Here is a 19,748-nt window from a genome sequence, read left to right as displayed (position 1 = left end):
TATCATTGTGTGTCCGCTTGTTAAATTATAAATAATACTTGATTTTCCAGAATCTGAGGAACATAATAATAGTAACGATAATTGTTACTGTTTTAAGTAGGATGTACAATGGAACTCAAGGGATCGCGGACCGAACAGAATCTGCTCAATGCTTTCAGCGGGGAATCGATGGCACGGAACAAGTATCTGTTTTTTGCAGAGAAGGCCAAGCAGGAGAACCATCCGGAAATAGCTGAGCTGTTTGAAAAGATGGCACAGAATGAGGGAATGCATGGCAAGCTGCTCTATCACTACCTGAAGGGCGTAGGCGGCACAGCTGAGAACCTGCGGGAAGCCGTAGACGGCGAATATGGCGAGTGGAGCCGGATGTATCCGGAGTTTGCCCGGATTGCCCGGGAAGAGGGTTTTGAAGCCATTGGCAAGCTGTTTGATGAGATCACCAAGATCGAGCGCGACCATGAGGGACGCTTCCTGATGGCACTGGCAAAGCTGCACAATCCGTCTGTGGATACTTCCAAGCCGGAAGCTGCGCCCAAGAACTCCGGTGGCAAGCACATGGTGACTGTATCGGGTTACCGCTGCATGTTCTGCGGCGCCACTTATGAGCATCGTCCGGATGTCTGCCCGGTATGTCAGGCAATCGGATCGTTTGAGTCCACCACCATCCAGAAGGAAATGGAGGACTGAGTTCCATCAGGACTGTGTGCGACAGGAACCGGCATTGACGAATCTGAAATTTGTGGTATACTGATAAGGTATCAGCAAAAAACACAGAGGAGGCAGGAGCATGGCGGAAAAGACATCATTCAAAACCATCAGTGAGAACCGCCAGGTGCGCCATGAGTACTTTGTGGAAGAGACCTATGAAGCGGGGATTGAGCTGTATGGTACCGAGGTGAAGAGCCTGCGGGCCGGAACTGTCAATATGAAGGACAGCTGGTGCAGCATTGAAGATGGAGAGATCTTCATCAAGCAGCTGCATATCAGTCCCTATGAACATGGCAACATCTTCAACCGGGACCCGCTTCGGGTACGGCGTCTGCTGATGCACAAGTCTGAGATCCATCGTCTGTTGGGTCTGCTCAAACGGGACGGCTATACTCTGATTCCGCTCTCCCTGTATTTCAAGGGATCGCGCGTCAAGGTAAAGGTGGGCCTGTGTAAGGGTAAGAAACTTTACGATAAGCGGGCAGATGCAGCCAAACGGGATGCTCAGCGCACCATCGACCGTGCGATGAAACAGCGCACACGGTCCTGATTTACCTGGGGGCGTAAAGGCTTCGACGGGGATGCAGAAGTGCGGGCAGCGAGTAGGAGGCGGGACTCCTTCATCACCCCGAAATTAAAATTAAACGCTAACGATAATAGAGTAGCACTTGCTGCGTAACTAAACGCAGCCGTCTGACCGGACAGGACCACGGGTCCGGATCGGGCGTCGATTAGTGGTGAACGCCTTCAGCTTTTTCCTTGGGGCTGCTGGTGTATCAGAGGATACCGTAGCGCATAGCCTGTTTGCCGGCGGTGCGTGAGGGGAATCCTAAAAGACAAACTGCACTCGGAGATACCTGCGTGGAAGTGTTTTCGGACGGGGGTTCAATTCCCCCCGCCTCCACCACCAGACTGAGTCTGGACGCATGTCGCGTTCCAGGCTCTTTTTCTTTGTGCTTATACATGTCGCTACCCTAAAAGCATCTGAGAGGGTGATTTTTACAGTGTGCACTGGCGAATAACTTGTATGAGCCGATTCTGTGTGTGAGGCATTAAAGATGATGATTCTGCTCCATAGCGGGGAGGAGGTTTAAGATGCCAGCCTTTTGGTACAGCACTTTTTATCATGCTCAAAAGGCATGATTTATAATGAAGAATAGGTATTCGACATATAATTCTGACTGCGATATACTGTTGATTGAAGAGAAAATGAGCTCTAAAAGGCTCAGGGTTTTGCGTGAGTGAAAGGAGAATGATGAACCATGGCAAAGACATTGGTTGCATATTTCAGTGCCAGCGGCGTGACCCGGAACGCAGCTGAACTGATAGCCAGAACCGCAGGAGCAGACCTCTATGAGATCTGCCCGGCAGAGCCCTATACTGCGGCGGATCTCAACTGGCGGGATAAAAACTCCCGCAGTTCCCGGGAAATGCGGGATAAGAACTCCCGTCCCGCTCTGGCAGATCATCCGGTGAATCTCCAGGAGTATGACACCGTGCTGCTGTGCTTCCCGATCTGGTGGTATACAGCGCCCACGATTATCAACACATTCCTGGAAAGCCACGATTTCGCAGGAAAGACCATCATCCTGTTTGCCACTTCGGGCGGCAGCGGATTCGGCAATACAGCACAGGATCTGAAGCGCAGTGTGGCTTCCTCGGCAGTGATCCGGGAGGGGCGCCTTCTGAATGGCAGGCTCCAGGAATCTGCGATCCGGGAATGGCTCTCGGAGCTTGGAATCTGAGCAGACGAAGTACAGCCATTTTTGGTACCTGGGGAATAGTTTTTTCGGCGGTCTACTGCCTGGAAGAGCCGATTTCCAAAGGTCAGAAGACATCCGCTTTCCGCCGCCATGAACTATATGACAGACTGGCCTCTGGCGGTGTTTTAAGATAACAAGGAGTTTTGCCCATGAAAAAGTTCCTGCCGTTCCTTATGATTTTGGCGCTGATGCTCTCCCTGACCGCCTGTGGCACCGCTCAGTCTGGATCTGAGCCGGAGTCCACCGCACAGAGCCTGGAGGAATCGTCTGTTCAAGCGGCTTTGGAGGCCCCGGAGCAGGATAACAGCTGGCAGTTCGATTCCCCGGAGAACCATCAGATGGACCCGGAGGTGTTCGAGGCCCTGCATCAGGCATTGCCCGGCAGCGGCATCCATACGATGGTAACTGTCAAGGATGGGGTCATCATCGACGAGTACTATGGGGACGGCTACGATGAGAACAGTCTTTTTGAGCTGTACTCGGCCTCCAAATCCTTTACCGGGGCGCTGATCGGCATTGCAATCGACGAGGGATACATCGGCGGGGTGGATGACCGGGTCTCTGATTATCTCCCGGAGGTGCTGGAACAGGAGGATACCCGGAAGCACGACCTGACGCTGCGGCATCTGCTGACCCAGACTTCCGGCCTGGAATGGTATGAATGGGGCAGCGGGTACAGCAACTGGACCGAGTTCCGCTCTGCGGATAACTGGGTGGACTATATTCTGAGTCGGGCCCTGATTCACGATCCCGGAACAGTCTTTAATTACAGCACTGGCAATACCCATCTGCTCTCGGCAGTATTGCAGTCAGCCACCGGCATGACCCAGGAGGAGTATTGCCGCACCCGCCTGTTTGACCCCATGGGAATCAGCGAGGAGGCCTATTGGAACACCGATCCGCAGGGGATTGCCGATGGAGGCAATGGACTTGTCATCACCTCCCGGGATGCTGCCAGATTCGGGCAGCTTTATCTGAACGGCGGCACATGGAATGGGCAGCAGCTGGTTCCCGCAGACTGGGTGGAGGAGTCCACTTCCCGGCAGAATGGCGGGCCTGGCGATGCCACAGGGGCCTATGGCTACCAGTGGTGGGTGCGCACCCATACCGCAGGGGAATATGGAACCTACGCCACACCCTATCCGGCAGCCAGTTATGACACCTATTTCGCGTTCGGGCATGCAGGGCAGTTTATCTATGTGGTGCCGGAGCTTCAGCTGGTGACGGTCATCACCAGCAGCTGTCAGAGCTCCTACACGCCCCGCGCCTACTTCACCGACTATGTCCTCAATGCCTATATGGGGGCATAGTATGGCAAAAGAGAATCCCGCACTTACTTCGCAAATATCAAACAGCAGAAGGCGTCCGGCAGGGCGCCTTTTTGCGCCTGTTCTCAGAAAAGGAGAGTGCGGAGAAGCCGTGGAAAATGAGAGGGGGATATGCTATACTTTTCTTATAGCAGAGAGCCGGAAGCCGGACGCAAAGCCAGTGGATTATGAAGGGGGAAAGGTATGCTGACCATCATAGAAAAAGCCCAAAAGGAGATTTCCGAGACCGGGAGCCTGAGTGTTGCGGCCCGGCAGCAGCTCTGGCTGGCTCTGGGCCCGGCAGAGGTGAACGAACAGCACCCCGGGCCGCTCACCGAGGCGGTGAGAAAGCGGGCACAGCTCGCTCTGGCCTGCGGGAAAAAGGTATCCAGAGTATGGAACGCCTATGATGCCGAGGATAAGCGTCCCCAGGCTCTGCTGCGGAAGATCAGTGCCTATCTGGAGGGAAAATACACAGCAGAAGAGCTGGATCAGCTTCTGTCGAAAACCGACTTCATGTCCCTGATAGATGAGGAGCGGTACAGCAATGCTCCGCTGGCGGCGCTGGCAGCCTGGAACGGGGCAGTGACTGCCCTCTATGATGAGCCGCTGCTGAGCCCTGACCACATCGGGTGCAGGGAGGAAGACCTCGATTTCTACGACTGGGACGCTGCCTGGTGTGCGGCAGTAGCCTGGGCGGGCCGGGACGAGGACGCCAGCACCGGAAAACAGCGTGTGGAAGAAATGAAGTTCTGGGCCTGGTATCTGGAACAGGCGGCAGCACTGCTGGGGGAAGAGGGGTATCGCTTCCCTAAAAAGGAGATCCGCCGTTTCCAGGAACAGCAGGAGCCACCCCGACCGGTGCCGGAACAGGCCGATCTGGAGGACTTTGTCCGATATATGGGGCTGGGGGAATTACTGTACTGTGCCTGGCAGGCACGGGATCACTGCTATGTGATCTGGACTGTCAAGCGCTCCATGAAAGCAAGATGTCCGGAGTGCGGCGCTGAGATCACCCAGCCAAAGTTCTGGTACGGCGGCAACTACCTGGATGATGCGTTCCCGAACAATGGCCCGGCAATCCGGCTCTTGGTAAAAATCCCATGGCTGAGCTACCCTAATCATCCGGATGCCAACTGTCGGATCATCGAGGAGGAATCCATCAATGTCAAGGCAGCCTGGAAGCGCTATCTGGCAGTACCCGGACGCCCGAAGGAATTCCTGGAGGAGCTGAAACGCCGGAGGGTCAATTCCTACAATATAGGGGAAGCCTTTACCAGCCTCAATGAGCAGACCGATTATCATCACTGCCAGATCATTCCTCCCGACATTCAGGGAATCCGCTGGATCGATCCGGAGATGGAGGAGATGGAGATCGATCTGGCCGCCTTTGGGCCCCATGTCTATTTTCAGAATCACACCCTGGAGGAGTACTGCCGTTGTTATCCGGACCGGGTGCAGACGGAGGAGGATGGCACGCTTCTGCTGACCATGGACCGCCACTGGGTGCGCTGTGAGCGGGACGAAAACGGTGCCCTGACCCGTGTGATCCTCCGGTCCCGGTTTATGGTGCGGTTTGACCGGAATGCGGAGGCAGCGGTCAAAGCCAAGCTGCTCCATGAGAACCAGAGTGCGGCTTTGGGCGAGGTTCTGGGCTGTTCTGACCGGGAGGTTGTGCGGATGCCCTGGGAGGAGCTGCGCAGCCGGCTTTCGGGGCTGACCCGACCCCAGGCACTGGCTGCACAGAAGAAACTGCGGGATAACGGCCTGCTCTGTGACCTTCTGCCCATTCCCCGGCGTGTGTAAGTGCATCCGCCAAAAGCTGTCTGCGGTTCTGTTCCGGAGAAGGTCCAGCCCTGTCCGGCGGTGCAGGAAACCACCGATCCGGCACGAATAGATATGCAGAATTTGTGAATTTTTAGTCGAAATCTGTCGAACGCTTCCCTGGATTTTGCCGGGGAAGCGTTTTTCTGTACCCGGAGATAAGCTTTTGCTGTTTTGGCGTGCTTCCGAGGCTGTAAATCCGGAATGAATTTCTGTATGCACCGCCGATGGATCATGGCGCAAAAAATGGCTTATCTGCGTACTTTTTTGGCGTTTTTGTACTATATTTTCGGCAGCGCATTGTGGAGATGTCTATAATCCTAAAATTTTGCTTAGATGTATTTATGAATTTTGTCTTGTCAAAAGGAAAAGTTCAATGATATAATAAAATATAATCAATATTCAGCAATTACACACAGTAAAATTGTGTGCAAGTCGTACAGATATTTTGAGGATCAAGGAATTGCAAAGCTGTTTGGAAAGAGGACGGATAGATGGAATATTTACTGAATTTTTTTGAGGACCTGGACGAGATGGTCTATATCTCGGATATGGAAACCAATGAGCTCGTGTATATGAACCGGCATCTGCGGAATGCTCTGGGATTTGAAAACCATGCACAGTACCAGGGTCAGATGTGCTATAAAGTGCTGCAGGGATATGACCAGCCTTGTTCATTCTGTACCAATCATATACTGGAACCCAATCATTTCCATTCCTGGACGCATATCAATCCGGTAATGAACAAGCGCTTTCTTATAAAGGACAGTGTATTTTATTACGACGACAGAAAGTATCGCATTGAGATTGCCATTGATGTGGATTCGGAGGTCGTCTGCCAGACTCCCTATTACTATGCCCGGAGTGAAAGCATCCTGAATGGATGTCTGCAGCAGGCCTTTTCGGACGCCAGTCCGGAGGCGGCTCTGGGACAGATCCTCTCCTATGTGGGACGGACCTTCAGCTGTGACCGTGTCTATATCTTTGAGCTCGACGGCGATTCTGCCAACAATACCTATGAATGGTGCGATCCGTCTGCGGCGCCGCAGCAGGAGATCCTGCAGAACCTTCCGATTTCGTTCATCAGCTGGTGGATCGACCTCTTTGAGAAGAATGAACTGGTGATGATCAGGGATCTGGAGGAGATCCGGACCGAGTATCCCGCTGCCTATGCAGTGCTCAAGCCGCAGAAGATCGAGCGGTTGGCTGCCGGACCGATCCTTTCGGATGGCAAGCTGGTGGGCTTCTTCGGCGTGGACAATCCGGACCCGGATATGATGGGGCTGATCGCTTCGCTGCTCAAAATGATCGGTTATTTTGTGATCTCACTGCTGCAGCGCAGGGATCTGCTCAAGCATCTGAATACACTCAGCTTCCATGACCCGCTCACCGGCGCCTACAATCGCAATGCGCTCTTTGAGCACAATACCTTTGCGGACAAGTGCAAGACCATGGGCGTGGTATACTGCGATATTACCGGCCTCAAGCAGGTCAATGATTCGATGGGACATGACGCAGGCGATCTGCTGATCCGGCACAGTTATCAGCTGATCCGGAATGAGCTGGACACCCCCTGGGTCTACCGGACCGGCGGAGATGAATTTGTGGCGGTATTCCCGGATATTGAGCAGGAGGCGTTCTGGACCAAGGTATCGGACCTGCATGCGGCAGTCCATAAATCCAAGCAGCACATTGCTGTGGGTTATGCCTGGTGCGGGGAGCAGCCGTTCAGCGTGGAGGCAATGATTTCCCGGGCAGACAAGGTCATGTACCAGGACAAGCGGGACTATTACGCGGCGAACCGGATGCTGCCGGGAGTGGAACGCCGCCGGGAAGCAGACCGGGTTCCGGTGTTGGCCCATGACGGCGACAGCCTGTTCTACAACTTCCTGCATACGACCTATTATGATGCGGAAATGGTATTCCGCTCCATTTCCCAGCAGAATACAACCGCCTATTTCTATTTTGGCGATATGCAGAAGAATATCTTCTATGTATCCGACAATATGCGGGACGAGTTCGGATTCCAGAGCAACATCGTACCGGGGCTGCTCCAGGCCTGGGCGCAGCGGATCACTTCAGTGAAGTACCGTGATATGTACTGGGAGGAGCTGGACTCCATGATCAAGGAGAAGCGTTCCATCCACGACCTGCGGTACCAGGTGCGGGACACCAACGGTAAATCCATGTGGGTGCGGTGCTATGGTATCCTCAAGTGGAACGAGGATAAGACCCTGCCGCTGTTCTTCTCGGGCCGTGTGAGCCATCAGGATGATGCGTTTGTCATTGACCCGGTCACCAACTTCCCACGGGAACAGGCTCTGCTGAGCTATCTGGACGAGGTGAAGGGGAAGAAGAGCACTGCGCTGGCGATTGGATTCAGCTTCAACAGCATCGCGGAGATCAACAGCACCCGGGGCCGTACATACAGCGACCATCTGGTCGAGAATATTGCCACAGATCTGATGGAAAAGCTGTCGGATAAGATGTCCTTCTACCGTCTGGAGGGAATGCGCTGCGCAGCGATCCTGGATGCCGGCTGTACCGAGAGCCGGGAAGAACTGGTGGAACAGATCCGTGCCATTGTGGACAGCTGGTACCATCTCATGGGGATTTCCCTGCAGCACACCTGCTCCTTTGCGGTGATGGAGTACCCGCAGTCCAACCTGATGCCGGCTGACTTCCTGGGACAGCTGGTTTCGCTGATCCGTGTTGCCAAGCATGATACCAAGCAGCTCTATGCCGGCTATTCGGAAAGCAACATCGAGCGTGTAAAGTATATGTCCAATATGGCGCTGGCTCTCAGCCGGGATGTGCTGTGCGGGATGGAGAACTTCCGTATTGTGATCCAGCCCATCGTTTCCACACTGAACGGACGGGCCATCGGCGGCGAAGTATTGCTGCGCTGGAAATTCGGCGGCAAGGATGTTTCACCGGCAGTCTTTGTCCCCATGCTGGAAAAGGACAATATGATCCATCTGGCAGGCCGCTGGGTGTTTGAACAGGCTGTCTGTGCCTGCATGCGGCTGGTGTCCTACGATCCCGATTTCTATCTCAGTTTCAATGTGAGCCTCTATCAGCTGTCCGATTCCCATTTCCTGGACTTCATGGAGGAGACCCTCGGGAAGTATCAGGTGGACGGCTGCCATCTGGTGGCGGAAATGACCGAGAGCTGCATGGACGAGAAGCCGGAATACTGCTGCACTTTGTCACAGTCTGCCGGAAGCTGGGCATCCGCATTGCACTGGACGATTTCGGCAGCGGCTATTCTTCACTCCGGATGCTGCTTCAGTATCCCACCAACATCATCAAGCTGGATCGTTCCCTGCTGGGTGAAATGGTGGAATCGGCTGATAAGATGAATTTCATATCCAGTATTGTATATGCCTGTCACCGGTTTGGAAAGATGGTGTGCATGGAGGGCGTGGAAACCGCTGAGGAAAACACCCTGATCCGGGAATCGGGCTGTGATCTGATCCAGGGCTATTATTACCACAAGCCCATGGAACTCGATGATGTATACAGACTGCTGGCATCAGAAAGCGGCGCAGGTTCCGCTGGTTTGTGATTCCAGGCAGACTCGGGGGTGATACTATGACAATGAAGGATTTTATCGAATGTGCGGTGGATTTGCGCTGCACCGTTCTGACAAAAGATAATCAGTTTTTGTTTGTGGGCAGGATCACCCATTATGATCCAGAAACAGATATGATCCGGCTGGTGGATTACGAACGGCGGCTGATTCCCCGGAACAGCGCGCCGGAAGGCTCGACAGTCAAGCTCTTCATCAAGCTGACCCAGAATAAAGGCGAACTGATCCTGATCGAAGGCAAGGTTGTCAAATCCATGAGCCTGTTCCTGATGATCCAGGCTGTACAGGCGGTCATCAAGGAGGAGGCCCGGGACAATTACCGGCAGAATATCATGCGTCCGGCAGCACTTTCCAAGGTCAATGAGGAGCCCAGGGAGGTGCCCTGTACCATCCTCAATGTCAGCGCCACGGGCATCGCTCTGCAGAGCCCGGGACTGTTCCAGATCGGCGACATTCTGGAGCTGACCCGGCAGCGGTTCCGGGTGCGTGGGCCGGAGCATACCGTCAAATGCAAGGTGGTGCGGATGCGCGGCCTGACAGAGGGCGGATACTTCTATGGCTGTCAGTTCGTGGAGCTGACCCAGGAGGAAGAGAACCGGCTGTATCAGGACATGTTTGCTCTGCAGGCCGCAGAGATGTATAAACAGCGCAACCCTAAGTTCTGACTGCAAAGAGAAAAATCCCCTGGCTCATTTGGAAGCCAGGGGATTTTCATTTGCCTTGGGATATGGGGCAGGGGAGATGCGGCAGGCCTGACAGCTTCTGTTCTGTCTGGCGGAGGCTGGGGGAAACCCGTTTCAGACATTGGACTGCATACAAAAAGACCGGGCTTTACGCCCGGTCTTTTCAGATTTCTGGATTAGTACTTGTCGCTGCCGAACGGAACGGATTCACGATCCGAAGTGTTCAAAGCGGAGTCAGACATTCCGAAGGACTGCCAGGAAGATCCGGTGCTGACATTGCGCAGCTTGAAGCCGCTGATCAGCTCACGGAGCATATTGGCCTGACCGGACAGCTCTTCGCTGGCGGCAGCGCTCTGCTCGGCAGTAGCGGAGTTGGTCTGTACAACGCTGGAGATCTGATCGATGCCCACAGTAACCTGCTTGATTGCCTGAGCTTCGTTGTCAGTTTCCTGGGAAATAGTGTCCATGATGGAAACTGCGGCACGGGCGCCCTCAGCGGTTGCCTCCATGAGGCCAGCCACTTCGTCCACGATGTTGGAGCCACGCTCTACCGAAACGATGGAATCAGCGATCAGGGCAGAGGTGTTCTTGGAGGCCTCCGAGCTCTTGGAGGCGAGGTTGCGGACTTCATCGGCTACAACTGCGAAGCCGCGTCCGGCAGCACCTGCACGGGCTGCTTCCACAGCAGCGTTCAGAGCCAGGATATTGGTCTGGAACGCAATGTCCTCAATGGTCTTGATGATATTGCGGATCTGGTTCGAGCTGTTCTTGATGTCCTGCATAGCGGAAACCAGTTCTTCCATCTTATCCTTGGTGGCCATCAGCTGGTTGCCGGCGTTGGTAGCAGTATCACTGGCCTGACGGGCAGCATTGGAAGTATTGAGGGTGTTGTTGGAAATCTCGGTGATGGTAGCAGCCAGCTCCTGTACCGAGGAGGCCTGTTCGGTGGCGCCCTGGCTCAGAGCCTGCGCACCAGCCGATACCTGATCCGATCCGGCGGATACCTGATCAGCCGCGATGTTGATCTGATGCAGGGTATCGCTGAGCTTGTCAATGATGTTTTCAATGGAGGTCAGCAGGGTGGTGAAGTCACCGCGATACAGGCTCTTATCCTTGGAGTCCACATCGAAGTTGCCGGCTGCCATGGATTCCAGCAGGTAGCACTCGTCGTCGATCAGGGCAGACAGGGTATCTACGATAATACCGGTGGACTTTGCCAGAACTCCGGTTTCGTCCTTGGTTGTGATCTGCGGAACGGGGGTGCGCAGGTCGCCTTCAGCCAGAAGGTTCAGACGATTGGCGCAGAGGGTGATGGGCTTGGAGATGAGAGCTGCCAGACGGAAGCCGATCAGCACAGCCACAATAATGGAAACGATCACCAGGGCGATCACAACCAAGATAGCCTGGACAGTGGCCTGAGTGAAGTCGCTGACAGGAGCGTTGATGGCAACACTCCAGCCGTCGGTATTAGCAACAGGGCTGTATGCGATGTACTTGGTCTCGCCGTTGTATTCATAGGTACCGCTGCCCGACTCACCGGCGATCATCTTGGATTCGTATGCAGCCAGATCCTTCAGAGTGGGATCGTTCTTGGAATCAGCGATGGTGTTGTCCTGGTTGCGCACCAACTGGATATCCTCATGGGCAATGGTGTTGCCGTTCTTATCCAGCATGTAGGCGCTGCCGTTTTCGCTGATGTGGATGGAGCTTACAATATCATTGAGGAAGGTCTCTTGGGGTACGAAGTATACCACGCCGATGACATTGCTGTCCACAACGCCGTCTTCCCACAGGGGAGCGGCAACGATGATGGTCAGTTCACCGGTTACCTTGCTCACAACCGGAGTGGAGATGTAGCTGTTGCCCTTCATACACTCGGTATAGTAGTCACGGTCGGAATAGTCGTTTCCATCCAGCAGGCCAATACCGTTGGCATCCAGGATGTTGGAACGTGTCATGTTGTATTTCTGAGCCCACTGATTCATCAGAGTCGCTTTTTCCTCAGCGGTCAGGGTGTTTCCGGCGATGTCGCTCCGGGCACCGAAGGATATAGCTACATTCCGATAGGCTTCCAGCTCTTTTTCGATACGGCTGGCTGTGATGGTAGCTGTGGTTTTCATGGAATCTTCCAGCTGGCTGACAGAACTGGAGTAGCTCATATAGATGCTCACTCCGCCGACAATCAGCAGAAATGCTGTAACGGTACAGACAATACCCGCCATGATTTTTGTGCGTATGCTTTTCAACGTTCTCGCTCCCAACTTTATTGTGTTAGATTTTAATTCTTGCACAATTATTTTATTACTTTTATTGACAAAGTTCAATAAAAATTTCCAAACAATTTCCAAATTCGACATTTCATTCTATTTTGGGGGAATAAGTTTGTGGATTGATATGAAATTTGTTGCATTGGTGTTCCGGTTGTGCTATTATTATGTCAGACGATATATCGTGACGCGTAATAGTTGAGCAGAAGGAGGGACCCGGATATGCCGGAGCGTCAGCCCATGAGCGAAGCCATGTATTATATTCTGTTGGCGCTGCTGCATCCGGTGCATGGATATGGGGTCATGCAGCGGGTCCGGGAGCTGTCCGGAGGACGGCTGGTGCTGGGGCCGGGGACGCTGTACGGCATTCTGACCCGGATGCACACCGAGGGGTATATCCGCCTGGAGAGTGCGGAGGGCCGGCGCAAGGTCTACGCCATCACCGAGGCGGGGACACAGGCGCTGCTGGAGGAATACCGGCGGCTCAAGACCATGGTGCAGGATGGAAACATACTGGAGGAGGAACTCAAATGAAACGGCGGTACGCACTGCATCCGATGGAATTTGCCATCGGGGAAACCGAACAGTTTTATTCTGAAATGGCGGCAAAGGGGTGGTTCCTGGAGAAGCGGGGCGCCTGGTTCTCCCGGTTCCGCCGCGGGGAGCCGGCAGCCATGCGCTACCGGGTGGAGCTGGCGGATCTGCGCTTCCTGGACCCGGATCACGGCCTGCCTGAGGAACAGATCAGCGTCTATGAGGAATGCGGCTGGAAGTATGTCACCGGACATGGGCTTTTCCACATCTTCTCCTCCCCGGCGGACAGCGATGCCCCGGAATTCTATACCGATCCCCGTCAGCAGGCCCTGGTGCTCCGTGGACTGCGCCGGAGCTATGTGTCCAGCTGGATTCTGCTCATTGTGATATTTACGGTCAATACTCTGTTCTACTTTTCCTTCGGCAGCCGCACCTTCGGCAACTGGTGGGGAAGCTGGTACCATGTATTTGTATCGGATACCGGCATTGTGCTGACACTGGCGGCGATGCTGTTCTGGGGATTGTTCTCACTGCTCTACGGGAACATCCGCATCGGACAGCTGTACCGCCGCCTGCGCAAGGGCATACCCATGGACCACACCCCCAGAAGGAGAAACTGGTTCTATAAAGGCATCCGGCTGATGTCGGCCTGTGCCGTGGTGTATTCCCTGACCGTGATGGGGTTCCAGTATCTGGGTGCCTACCGGGGCGATATGCCGGCAGTGTCCGACGGCCCCTACCTGACCCTGGAGAAACTGGGGGTGGAAGGGGAGCGGCATTCCTATTTCACCAACGGGCCCAGCGGGCTTCGCTATGAGAAGGGTCTGCTCAGCGAGAACTGGTACACCAACGAACAGGTCTACCAGCCCCAGAAGGAGGATATTGTCTGGCTTTATCAGGATGTCTACCGCCTGCGCCGCCCGCAGATGGCGGATTCCTTTGTGGAATCGCTCATGTGGGACAGCGCCTGGAGCAGCAGTCCGGCGGACTACACCTGCCTGAATGATTCCCGGTTCGATGGAATATGGACTGCCAGGAACGAGATGATCGTCCAGTCCGGGGATACGGTCTGGGTGTTTACCTATTATGAGCTGGAAACGGCGTTCAGCCGGGAGGATCTGCTGCAGGCTGTGGCGGAGCGTCAGTCAAAGTGACCAGATTTTTCCGTACAGATTTGTGCCGGTGGGAGAATGGAGCGGAAACAGCTTGAATCCATACCGGGCAAGTAGTATATTGAAACTGATAATACCGGTGATCGGCACCGGCAGTGATGGAAAGGAGAACGGAAAATGAAACTGGCAATCGTATACTATTCGGAATCGGGCAATACCAAGCAGGCTGCGGAGTATGTGGCTGAAGGCATGAAGAAGGCAGGCGCGGAAGTGGGCCTGTTTGAGCTGGACAAGATCGACGAGGCATTTGTAGCAGAGGCCAAGGCTGTGGTATTCGGCGCACCGACCTTCTATGCAGATACCTGCTGGCAGATGAAGAAGTTCTTTGATGAAACCAAGCTGCCGCTTGCCGGAAAGATCGGCGCCACCTTCGGTACTGCCGGATACCTGCAGGGCGGCTGCGAGATCGCGCTGCAGAACAATGTGGTACGGATGCTCTGCAAGGGCATGCTGGTATATTCGGGCGGCTGTGCATTGGGCGAACCGCTGACCCATCTGGGCGCCATTGCGCTGGGCGGTCATGTGGAAGAGCAGAAGGAACAGTTTGTCACCCTGGGTGAGCGTGTGGCAGCACAGGCAGCCAGACTGTAACCGGCATCTTTGATCTGAAATGAAGGAACTGTCTTTCTCCGGAAGGGGGAAGGCAGTTCTTTTTTGTATCATAGATAAAATCTGGAATTAAAATTTTGTTAATATTTACGAGAATGAGCAGGCAGAAGCGCGGGATTTTCTGGTAGCATTTTTCGTCAAACTACGATATACTTAATATATATGGCTTGTACCAGGTCAATACTGAGATTGGGCTGTATCAACAATCTGTCAGAGAGGGTGAAGAGCGTGTCAGCAGCTTCAGAAAAAGTGTATGCCGTTGAAATGCAGGGGATCAGCAAGTATTTTGGCTCCTTCTGCGCACTGAACGGTGTGCAGCTCAGCGTGGAAAAGGGAAGCATCCACGCGCTTCTGGGCGAGAACGGCGCCGGTAAATCCACATTGATGAATGTCCTGTACGGACTGTATCAGGCGGATGAGGGCGAGATCCGGATCAACGGTCAGAAAGCGGTTATCAAGAATCCCAATACAGCCATCAAGCTGGGAATCGGCATGGTGCATCAGCACTTCATGCTGGTGGAACCGTTCACAGTTACACAGAATATCATGCTCGGTATGGAAAAAACACGGTTTGGCGGCGTCATTGATGAGGCAGCCACCCGGAAGGATGTACTGGAGCTTTCGGAAAAATATGGCCTGACCATCGATCCCGATGCCAAGATCGAGGATATTTCGGTGGGCATGCAGCAGCGTGTGGAGATCCTCAAGGCTCTGTACCGCGGTGCGGAGATCCTGATTCTGGACGAGCCCACCGCTGTGCTGACTCCTCAGGAGATTAATGAACTCATTGAGATCATGCACCGCCTGGCCAACGATGGCAAGACCATCATCATCATCACTCATAAGCTCGGTGAGATCAAGAAGTCGGCAGACTACTGCACCATTATCCGCCGGGGCAGATACATTGATACAGTCAAGGTTTCGGATGTGGATGAGATGGAACTGGCCTCGATGATGGTGGGACGGGAAGTAAAGCTCACCGTTGCCAAGGAGAAGGCCAATCCCGGGGAGGTGCTGTTCTCGATTGCAGGCCTGACCGTCGAGGATACCCGTGGAATCGAGCGGGTGAAGAACCTCAGCCTGGAGGTGCGCCGGGGCGAGATCCTGGGCATCGCCGGCATTGACGGCAACGGACAGCATGAACTGGTGGAAGCCATCATGAACATGGTGCCGTCCAAAGCGGGCAGCATCCGGGTACGGGACAAGGAGATCCAGAACCGTACCCCGTCGGATACACTGGCAGCCGGAATCGCCACCATTCCCGAGGACCGGCACAAGCATGGTCTGGTGCTGGACTTCACAGTGGCGGAAAACTTCGTCATTGAGAAGTTCCGCCGGGAGCCCTTCTCCCGGAAGGGTGTGCTGAATCTCAAGGCTATCCGCAGCCACGCCACCGAGCTGATCGAACGGTTCGACGTGCGGCCTGCGGGCTGTGAAAACAGTGCGGCCCGGGGACTTTCGGGCGGCAACCAGCAAAAGCTCATCATTGCCCGGGAAGTGGACAACGACCCGGATGTGCTCATTGCGGTGCAGCCTACCCGAGGACTGGATGTAGGCGCCATCGAGTATGTGCACAAGGCGCTCATCGAAGCCCGGGATCAGGGCAAGGCGGTACTGCTGGTATCGCTGGAACTGGACGAGGTCATGGATGTATCTGACCGGATCGCAATTATTTATGACGGAACGATTGTGGACACCATTGACGCGGAAAACGCGGATGAGAACCACATCGGCCTTCTGATGGCAGGAGGAAAGAAGTGATGAAACAACTCGAAAAAGCACTTCGCCGGCCGATCACCGGTATCCTGATCTCGATCGTGATGGGCTTTATTGTCGGAGCCATTGTCCTGTCCATTGCGGGCTACAATCCGGCAGCTGCCTATGCTTCGATGATCAGCGGCATTTTTTCCAAACCCAAGTATATTGTCCAGGTGATCATCCGGGCCACACCGCTCATCTTCACCGGACTGAGCATTTCTTTCGCCTTCAAGACCGGTATGTTCAATATCGGCGCTGAGGGCCAGGCCATCATGGGCATGGTGGCAGCAGTCGTGGTCGGCTACTGCATCGAGCTCCCGCCGGTGATCCACTTCATCGCGGTGGCTCTGGCAGCTATCGCCGCTGCCGGTCTGTGGGGCGCCCTGGTGGGCGTGCTCAAGGCCAAGTTCGGCATCCATGAGGTTATCTCGGGCATCATGCTCAACTGGATCGCCCTGTACTTCAATAACTTCATGATCGGTATGCCCTGGCTCAAGAAGCCCCAGACCGAGGCTTCCTATGAGGTGCTTCCCAGCTCCTGGATCGTAATCCTCAACGAGTGGAAGACCTCCGATGCCGGTCGGGAATGGCTGCTGGACGGCACCCATCCCATTCTGGGCGATGTGCTCATCAAGACCGACCTCAACTACGGCATCTTCCTGGCGATTGCCGCGGCTTTCCTGGTATGGTTCATTCTAAACCGCACCACCCGGGGCTATGAGATGCGGGCCGTGGGCTCCGGCAGTGAGGCCGCCCGGTTTGCCGGTATCAATGTCAACAAGAATATTATCCTGTCCCTGGCCTTTGCGGGCGCTCTGGCAGGTCTGGCCGGCGCCATTGTCATCACCGGCGCCATGCCTCACCGCATCACCACCCTTACCTCCCAGCCCGGTTATGGCTTCGATGGTATCTCGGTGGCGCTGATGGCAAATACCTCGCCGCTGGGTGTGATCGCTTCGGCACTGTTGTTTGCGGGACTGCAGTACGGCGGCAGCTCCATTCAGGCGGATCTGGGTGCTCCCAGTGAGATCATCAATATCGTGATCGGTACCATCATCTTCTTCATCGCCATGTCGGGAGCCTTCCGCATGCTGGCTGACTATCTGGAAAAGAGGAGGGGCAGAAGCAATGGCAAGTAATATTTTTCTGGCAATCACCATTACATTTATGTATGCAGCCCCGCTGATCCTCACCGCTCTGGGCGGCGTCGTCAGTGAGCGCTCCGGCGTCATCAACATCGGCCTGGAAGGCATGATGGTGATCGGTGCCTTTGCCGGTGCGGCAGCTGGCTATTACAGCGCCAGCCCCTGGATCGGCTTCCTGGCAGCGGGTCTGGCAGGCGGTCTGCTGGCTCTGCTGCACGCAGTGGCCTCCATCACCTTCAAGGCCAATCAGACCATCTCGGGTGTCGCCCTCAACTTCATCGGACAGGGCCTGGCTCTGTTCCTCTGCCGTCTGTTCTTTGACGGCGCTACCATGTCCAAGCCGGTGCCCAAGCAGATGCCCAAGCTGATGAGCCTGCTGGGCCTGCAGCCGGAGGGTGCCCTGCGCAACTTCGATGTGGACATCACCTTTGTGATCGCTCTGGTGCTCACCGGTGTGATCTGGTTCGTGCTCTACCGTACCAAGTGGGGCCTGCGTCTGCGGGCAGTGGGTGAGCATCCCGCCGCCGCGGATACCCTGGGTGTCAATGTCTATGCGGTGCGGTATGCGGCTGTTATCATTTCCGGCGTTCTCGCTGGCTTCGGCGGCGCGGCTCAGTCGCTGGCTGTGGTTTCGCTGTTCACCCCCACGGTTATCTCGGGTCAGGGCTTCATCGCCATGGCGGCAGTGATCTTCGGCAAGTGGACTCCCCATGGAGCATTCCTGGCCTGCCTGGTCTTTGCCTTTGCACAGGCACTGGTGGTTATGCTCGGCGGCGGCAGCTCCAGCATTTCGCCCCAGCTGCTGTCCATGCTGCCCTATGTGCTCACAATCCTGGTACTGGTGCTGTTTGTCGGCAAGGCTGTGGCTCCCAAGGCAGACGGTGTCCCCTATGAGAAGGGTGCCCGGTAAAATCCAAGTCTTTGTTTATGAACAGCCGTCTGTGGTCAGTCATGTCCCGGGCGGCTGTTCCGGTCTTTCGAAATCATAAAGGAGTGTCTGACTATGAGAATGTATGACATCATCCATAAAAAACGTGACGGATTCCCATTGACCGATGAAGAGATCAGCTTTGTGGTCCAGGGCTGTACCGATGGTTCCATTCCGGATTATCAGCTTTCGGCTCTGATGATGGCGATCTACTTCCAGGGGCTTGATCCCCATGAAACTGCTGTCCTCACCGACCGGATGGCCCATTCGGGAGATCTGGTGGATCTTTCGGGGATTCAGGGCTTCAAGGCGGATAAGCATTCCACCGGCGGCGTGGGGGACAAGACCACCATGGTGGTGGCTCCCATTGTGGCAGCCTGCGGAGTGCCGGTGGCAAAGATGTCCGGGCGCGGTCTGGGACACACCGGCGGCACTGTGGATAAGCTGGAATCCATTCCCGGCTTCTGTGTGGAGCTTTCCCCGGAGGAATTTATCCGCACCGTCAATACCGTAGGCGCCTGTGTGGTAGGCCAGAGCGGCGACCTGGCGCCGGCAGACAAGAAGCTCTATGCGCTGCGGGACGTGACTGCCACTGTGGAGAGCATTCCGCTGATTGCGGCGAGCATCATGTCCAAGAAGATCGCTGCCGGAGCAGACGGTATCGTGCTGGATGTAAAGGTGGGCAGCGGTGCGTTCATGAAGACGCTGGAGGACGCGGTGCGTCTGGCGGAGACCATGGTGCAGATCGGAGAAGCGGTGGGACGGCACACTGTGGCGCTGATCACCAACATGGATGCGCCGCTGGGCAATGCGGTGGGCAATACCCTGGAGGTCCGGGAGGCGGTGGAGACTCTGGAAGGCCATGGCCCCTCGGAACTGACCACCATCTGCCGGGAGCTGGCAGCCAATATGCTGTACCTGGCAGGCAAGGGGGATATTATCCACTGCAACAAGCTGGCCCGGGAAGCCATTCTGACCGGAGCAGCCCTGGCAAAATTCAAGGAGATGGTAGCGGCACAGGGCGGTGATGTATCGGCGATCGAGGATACCCAGAAGCTCCCGGCTGCCTCTGACTTCCGCCGGGTCAAGGCGCCGATGGACGGTTACATCACCCATATTGACGCCGAGAAATGCGGCCTTGCGGCAGCCATGCTGGGCGCCGGACGGCAGGCCAAGGGCGATGCCATCGACTACACAGCGGGCATCTACTTCAAGATGAACCTGGGCGAACAGGTGGACGGAGGCTTTGAGTTTGCACGGCTCTACACCTCGGGAGACCCGGTGCGGTTTGATGAGGCAGAGCGTCTGTTCCTGGAGGCGGTGACCATTTCGCCGGAGCCGCTGCCCGAGAGTCCTAAGCTGATTCTGGGGCGGGTTTCGGCAGAGGGAACCGAGCTGTACTGATCCCGGCACAGCGATATAAAAACCGCGGCGGAGCATGGAATCTTCCGCCGCGGA

16 protein-coding genes and 1 other RNA gene are annotated in these 19,748 nt (G+C 55.2%); 16 read left to right on the top strand and 1 reads right to left on the bottom strand.

Annotation, left to right across the window (positions count from 1 at the left end; genetic code table 11):
- Positions 1–108 precede the first annotated feature (108 nt).
- The 9 genes from H9X81_RS05380 (at position 109) to H9X81_RS05340 (ending at position 9,859) form a co-directional block, all read left to right on the top strand.
- A complete protein-coding gene (locus tag H9X81_RS05380) occupies positions 109–687 on the top strand; it encodes a rubrerythrin family protein (RefSeq protein WP_204720386.1) in 579 nt (192 codons plus the stop codon).
- Positions 688–787: 100 nt separating this feature from the next.
- Positions 788–1,258: an SsrA-binding protein SmpB gene (gene smpB / locus H9X81_RS05375; RefSeq protein WP_204720384.1), complete on the top strand. Its 471-nt coding sequence runs from the start codon at positions 788–790 to the stop codon at positions 1,256–1,258.
- A gap of 7 nt (positions 1,259–1,265) precedes the next feature.
- Positions 1,266–1,615: a transfer-messenger RNA gene (ssrA, locus tag H9X81_RS05370) on the top strand.
- 355 nt (positions 1,616–1,970) lie between these two features.
- The gene (locus H9X81_RS05365) at positions 1,971–2,453 is read left to right on the top strand and encodes a flavodoxin (RefSeq protein WP_204720382.1); all 483 of its coding nucleotides are present in this window, start codon (positions 1,971–1,973) and stop codon (positions 2,451–2,453) included.
- Between the two features lie 167 nt (positions 2,454–2,620).
- Complete coding sequence (locus H9X81_RS05360) at positions 2,621–3,781, top strand: serine hydrolase domain-containing protein (protein ID WP_204720380.1); 1,161 nt, start codon at positions 2,621–2,623, stop codon at positions 3,779–3,781.
- 201 nt (positions 3,782–3,982) lie between these two features.
- Positions 3,983–5,584, top strand: coding sequence for an Imm5 family immunity protein (locus H9X81_RS05355; protein ID WP_204720378.1), 1,602 nt, complete (start codon positions 3,983–3,985; stop codon positions 5,582–5,584).
- Between the two features lie 512 nt (positions 5,585–6,096).
- Positions 6,097–8,964, top strand: coding sequence for a diguanylate cyclase domain-containing protein (locus H9X81_RS05350; RefSeq protein ID WP_204720376.1), 2,868 nt, complete (start codon positions 6,097–6,099; stop codon positions 8,962–8,964).
- The gene (locus tag H9X81_RS11955) at positions 8,847–9,170 is read left to right on the top strand and encodes an EAL domain-containing protein (RefSeq protein ID WP_275951258.1); all 324 of its coding nucleotides are present in this window, start codon (positions 8,847–8,849) and stop codon (positions 9,168–9,170) included. Before H9X81_RS05350 ends, H9X81_RS11955 begins: the two co-directional genes overlap by 118 nt.
- Positions 9,171–9,196: 26 nt before the next feature.
- Positions 9,197–9,859 (top strand): PilZ domain-containing protein, encoded by a 663-nt coding sequence (locus H9X81_RS05340; RefSeq protein WP_204720372.1) that lies wholly within the window; start codon positions 9,197–9,199, stop codon positions 9,857–9,859.
- Positions 9,860–10,053: 194 nt separating this feature from the next.
- Here H9X81_RS05340 and H9X81_RS05335 read toward each other — a convergent pair whose 3' ends face one another.
- The gene (locus H9X81_RS05335; protein ID WP_243424025.1) at positions 10,054–12,099 is read right to left on the bottom strand and encodes a methyl-accepting chemotaxis protein; all 2,046 of its coding nucleotides are present in this window, start codon (positions 12,097–12,099) and stop codon (positions 10,054–10,056) included.
- Between the two features lie 267 nt (positions 12,100–12,366).
- Between H9X81_RS05335 and H9X81_RS05330 the strand changes: the two genes are divergently transcribed.
- The 7 genes from H9X81_RS05330 (at position 12,367) to H9X81_RS05300 (ending at position 19,694) form a co-directional block, all read left to right on the top strand.
- Entirely contained in the window at positions 12,367–12,678 is a 312-nt protein-coding gene (locus H9X81_RS05330) for a PadR family transcriptional regulator (protein ID WP_204720367.1), read from the top strand.
- On the top strand, positions 12,675–13,832 hold the full coding sequence (locus H9X81_RS05325) for a DUF2812 domain-containing protein (RefSeq protein ID WP_204720365.1): 1,158 nt from the start codon (positions 12,675–12,677) through the stop codon (positions 13,830–13,832). Before H9X81_RS05330 ends, H9X81_RS05325 begins: the two co-directional genes overlap by 4 nt.
- A gap of 135 nt (positions 13,833–13,967) precedes the next feature.
- Positions 13,968–14,441, top strand: coding sequence for a flavodoxin family protein (locus H9X81_RS05320; RefSeq protein WP_177504464.1), 474 nt, complete (start codon positions 13,968–13,970; stop codon positions 14,439–14,441).
- 282 nt (positions 14,442–14,723) lie between these two features.
- Complete coding sequence (locus H9X81_RS05315; RefSeq protein ID WP_191392934.1) at positions 14,724–16,220, top strand: ABC transporter ATP-binding protein; 1,497 nt, start codon at positions 14,724–14,726, stop codon at positions 16,218–16,220.
- Positions 16,220–17,356 (top strand): ABC transporter permease, encoded by a 1,137-nt coding sequence (locus H9X81_RS05310; protein WP_191392926.1) that lies wholly within the window; start codon positions 16,220–16,222, stop codon positions 17,354–17,356. Before H9X81_RS05315 ends, H9X81_RS05310 begins: the two co-directional genes overlap by 1 nt.
- Positions 17,346–18,272, top strand: coding sequence for an ABC transporter permease (locus tag H9X81_RS05305; protein WP_177504461.1), 927 nt, complete (start codon positions 17,346–17,348; stop codon positions 18,270–18,272). Before H9X81_RS05310 ends, H9X81_RS05305 begins: the two co-directional genes overlap by 11 nt.
- Before the next feature lie 93 nt (positions 18,273–18,365).
- A complete protein-coding gene (locus H9X81_RS05300; RefSeq protein WP_204720363.1) occupies positions 18,366–19,694 on the top strand; it encodes a pyrimidine-nucleoside phosphorylase in 1,329 nt (442 codons plus the stop codon).
- Positions 19,695–19,748 lie beyond the last annotated feature (54 nt).

This window comes from Hydrogenoanaerobacterium saccharovorans, assembly GCF_016901815.1.
GTDB lineage: Bacteria > Bacillota > Clostridia > Oscillospirales > Ruminococcaceae > Avimicrobium > Avimicrobium caecorum.
Note: the sequence above shows the minus strand (reverse complement) of the source record. Positions and strands in the feature narration are given on the sequence as shown.

Coding starts and splice junctions, on each gene's coding strand:
- H9X81_RS05350 (WP_204720376.1), top strand. CDS start 6,097: ATGGAATATTTACTGAATTTTTTTGAGGACCTGGACGAGATGGTCTAT.
- H9X81_RS05335 (WP_243424025.1), bottom strand. CDS start 12,099: ATGGCGGGTATTGTCTGTACCGTTACAGCATTTCTGCTGATTGTCGGC.
- H9X81_RS05300 (WP_204720363.1), top strand. CDS start 18,366: ATGAGAATGTATGACATCATCCATAAAAAACGTGACGGATTCCCATTG.
- smpB (WP_204720384.1), top strand. CDS start 788: ATGGCGGAAAAGACATCATTCAAAACCATCAGTGAGAACCGCCAGGTG.
- H9X81_RS05320 (WP_177504464.1), top strand. CDS start 13,968: ATGAAACTGGCAATCGTATACTATTCGGAATCGGGCAATACCAAGCAG.
- H9X81_RS05310 (WP_191392926.1), top strand. CDS start 16,220: ATGAAACAACTCGAAAAAGCACTTCGCCGGCCGATCACCGGTATCCTG.
- H9X81_RS05380 (WP_204720386.1), top strand. CDS start 109: ATGGAACTCAAGGGATCGCGGACCGAACAGAATCTGCTCAATGCTTTC.
- H9X81_RS05315 (WP_191392934.1), top strand. CDS start 14,724: ATGCAGGGGATCAGCAAGTATTTTGGCTCCTTCTGCGCACTGAACGGT.
- H9X81_RS05365 (WP_204720382.1), top strand. CDS start 1,971: ATGGCAAAGACATTGGTTGCATATTTCAGTGCCAGCGGCGTGACCCGG.
- H9X81_RS05340 (WP_204720372.1), top strand. CDS start 9,197: ATGACAATGAAGGATTTTATCGAATGTGCGGTGGATTTGCGCTGCACC.
- H9X81_RS05325 (WP_204720365.1), top strand. CDS start 12,675: ATGAAACGGCGGTACGCACTGCATCCGATGGAATTTGCCATCGGGGAA.
- H9X81_RS05330 (WP_204720367.1), top strand. CDS start 12,367: ATGCCGGAGCGTCAGCCCATGAGCGAAGCCATGTATTATATTCTGTTG.
- H9X81_RS05355 (WP_204720378.1), top strand. CDS start 3,983: ATGCTGACCATCATAGAAAAAGCCCAAAAGGAGATTTCCGAGACCGGG.
- H9X81_RS05305 (WP_177504461.1), top strand. CDS start 17,346: ATGGCAAGTAATATTTTTCTGGCAATCACCATTACATTTATGTATGCA.
- H9X81_RS05360 (WP_204720380.1), top strand. CDS start 2,621: ATGAAAAAGTTCCTGCCGTTCCTTATGATTTTGGCGCTGATGCTCTCC.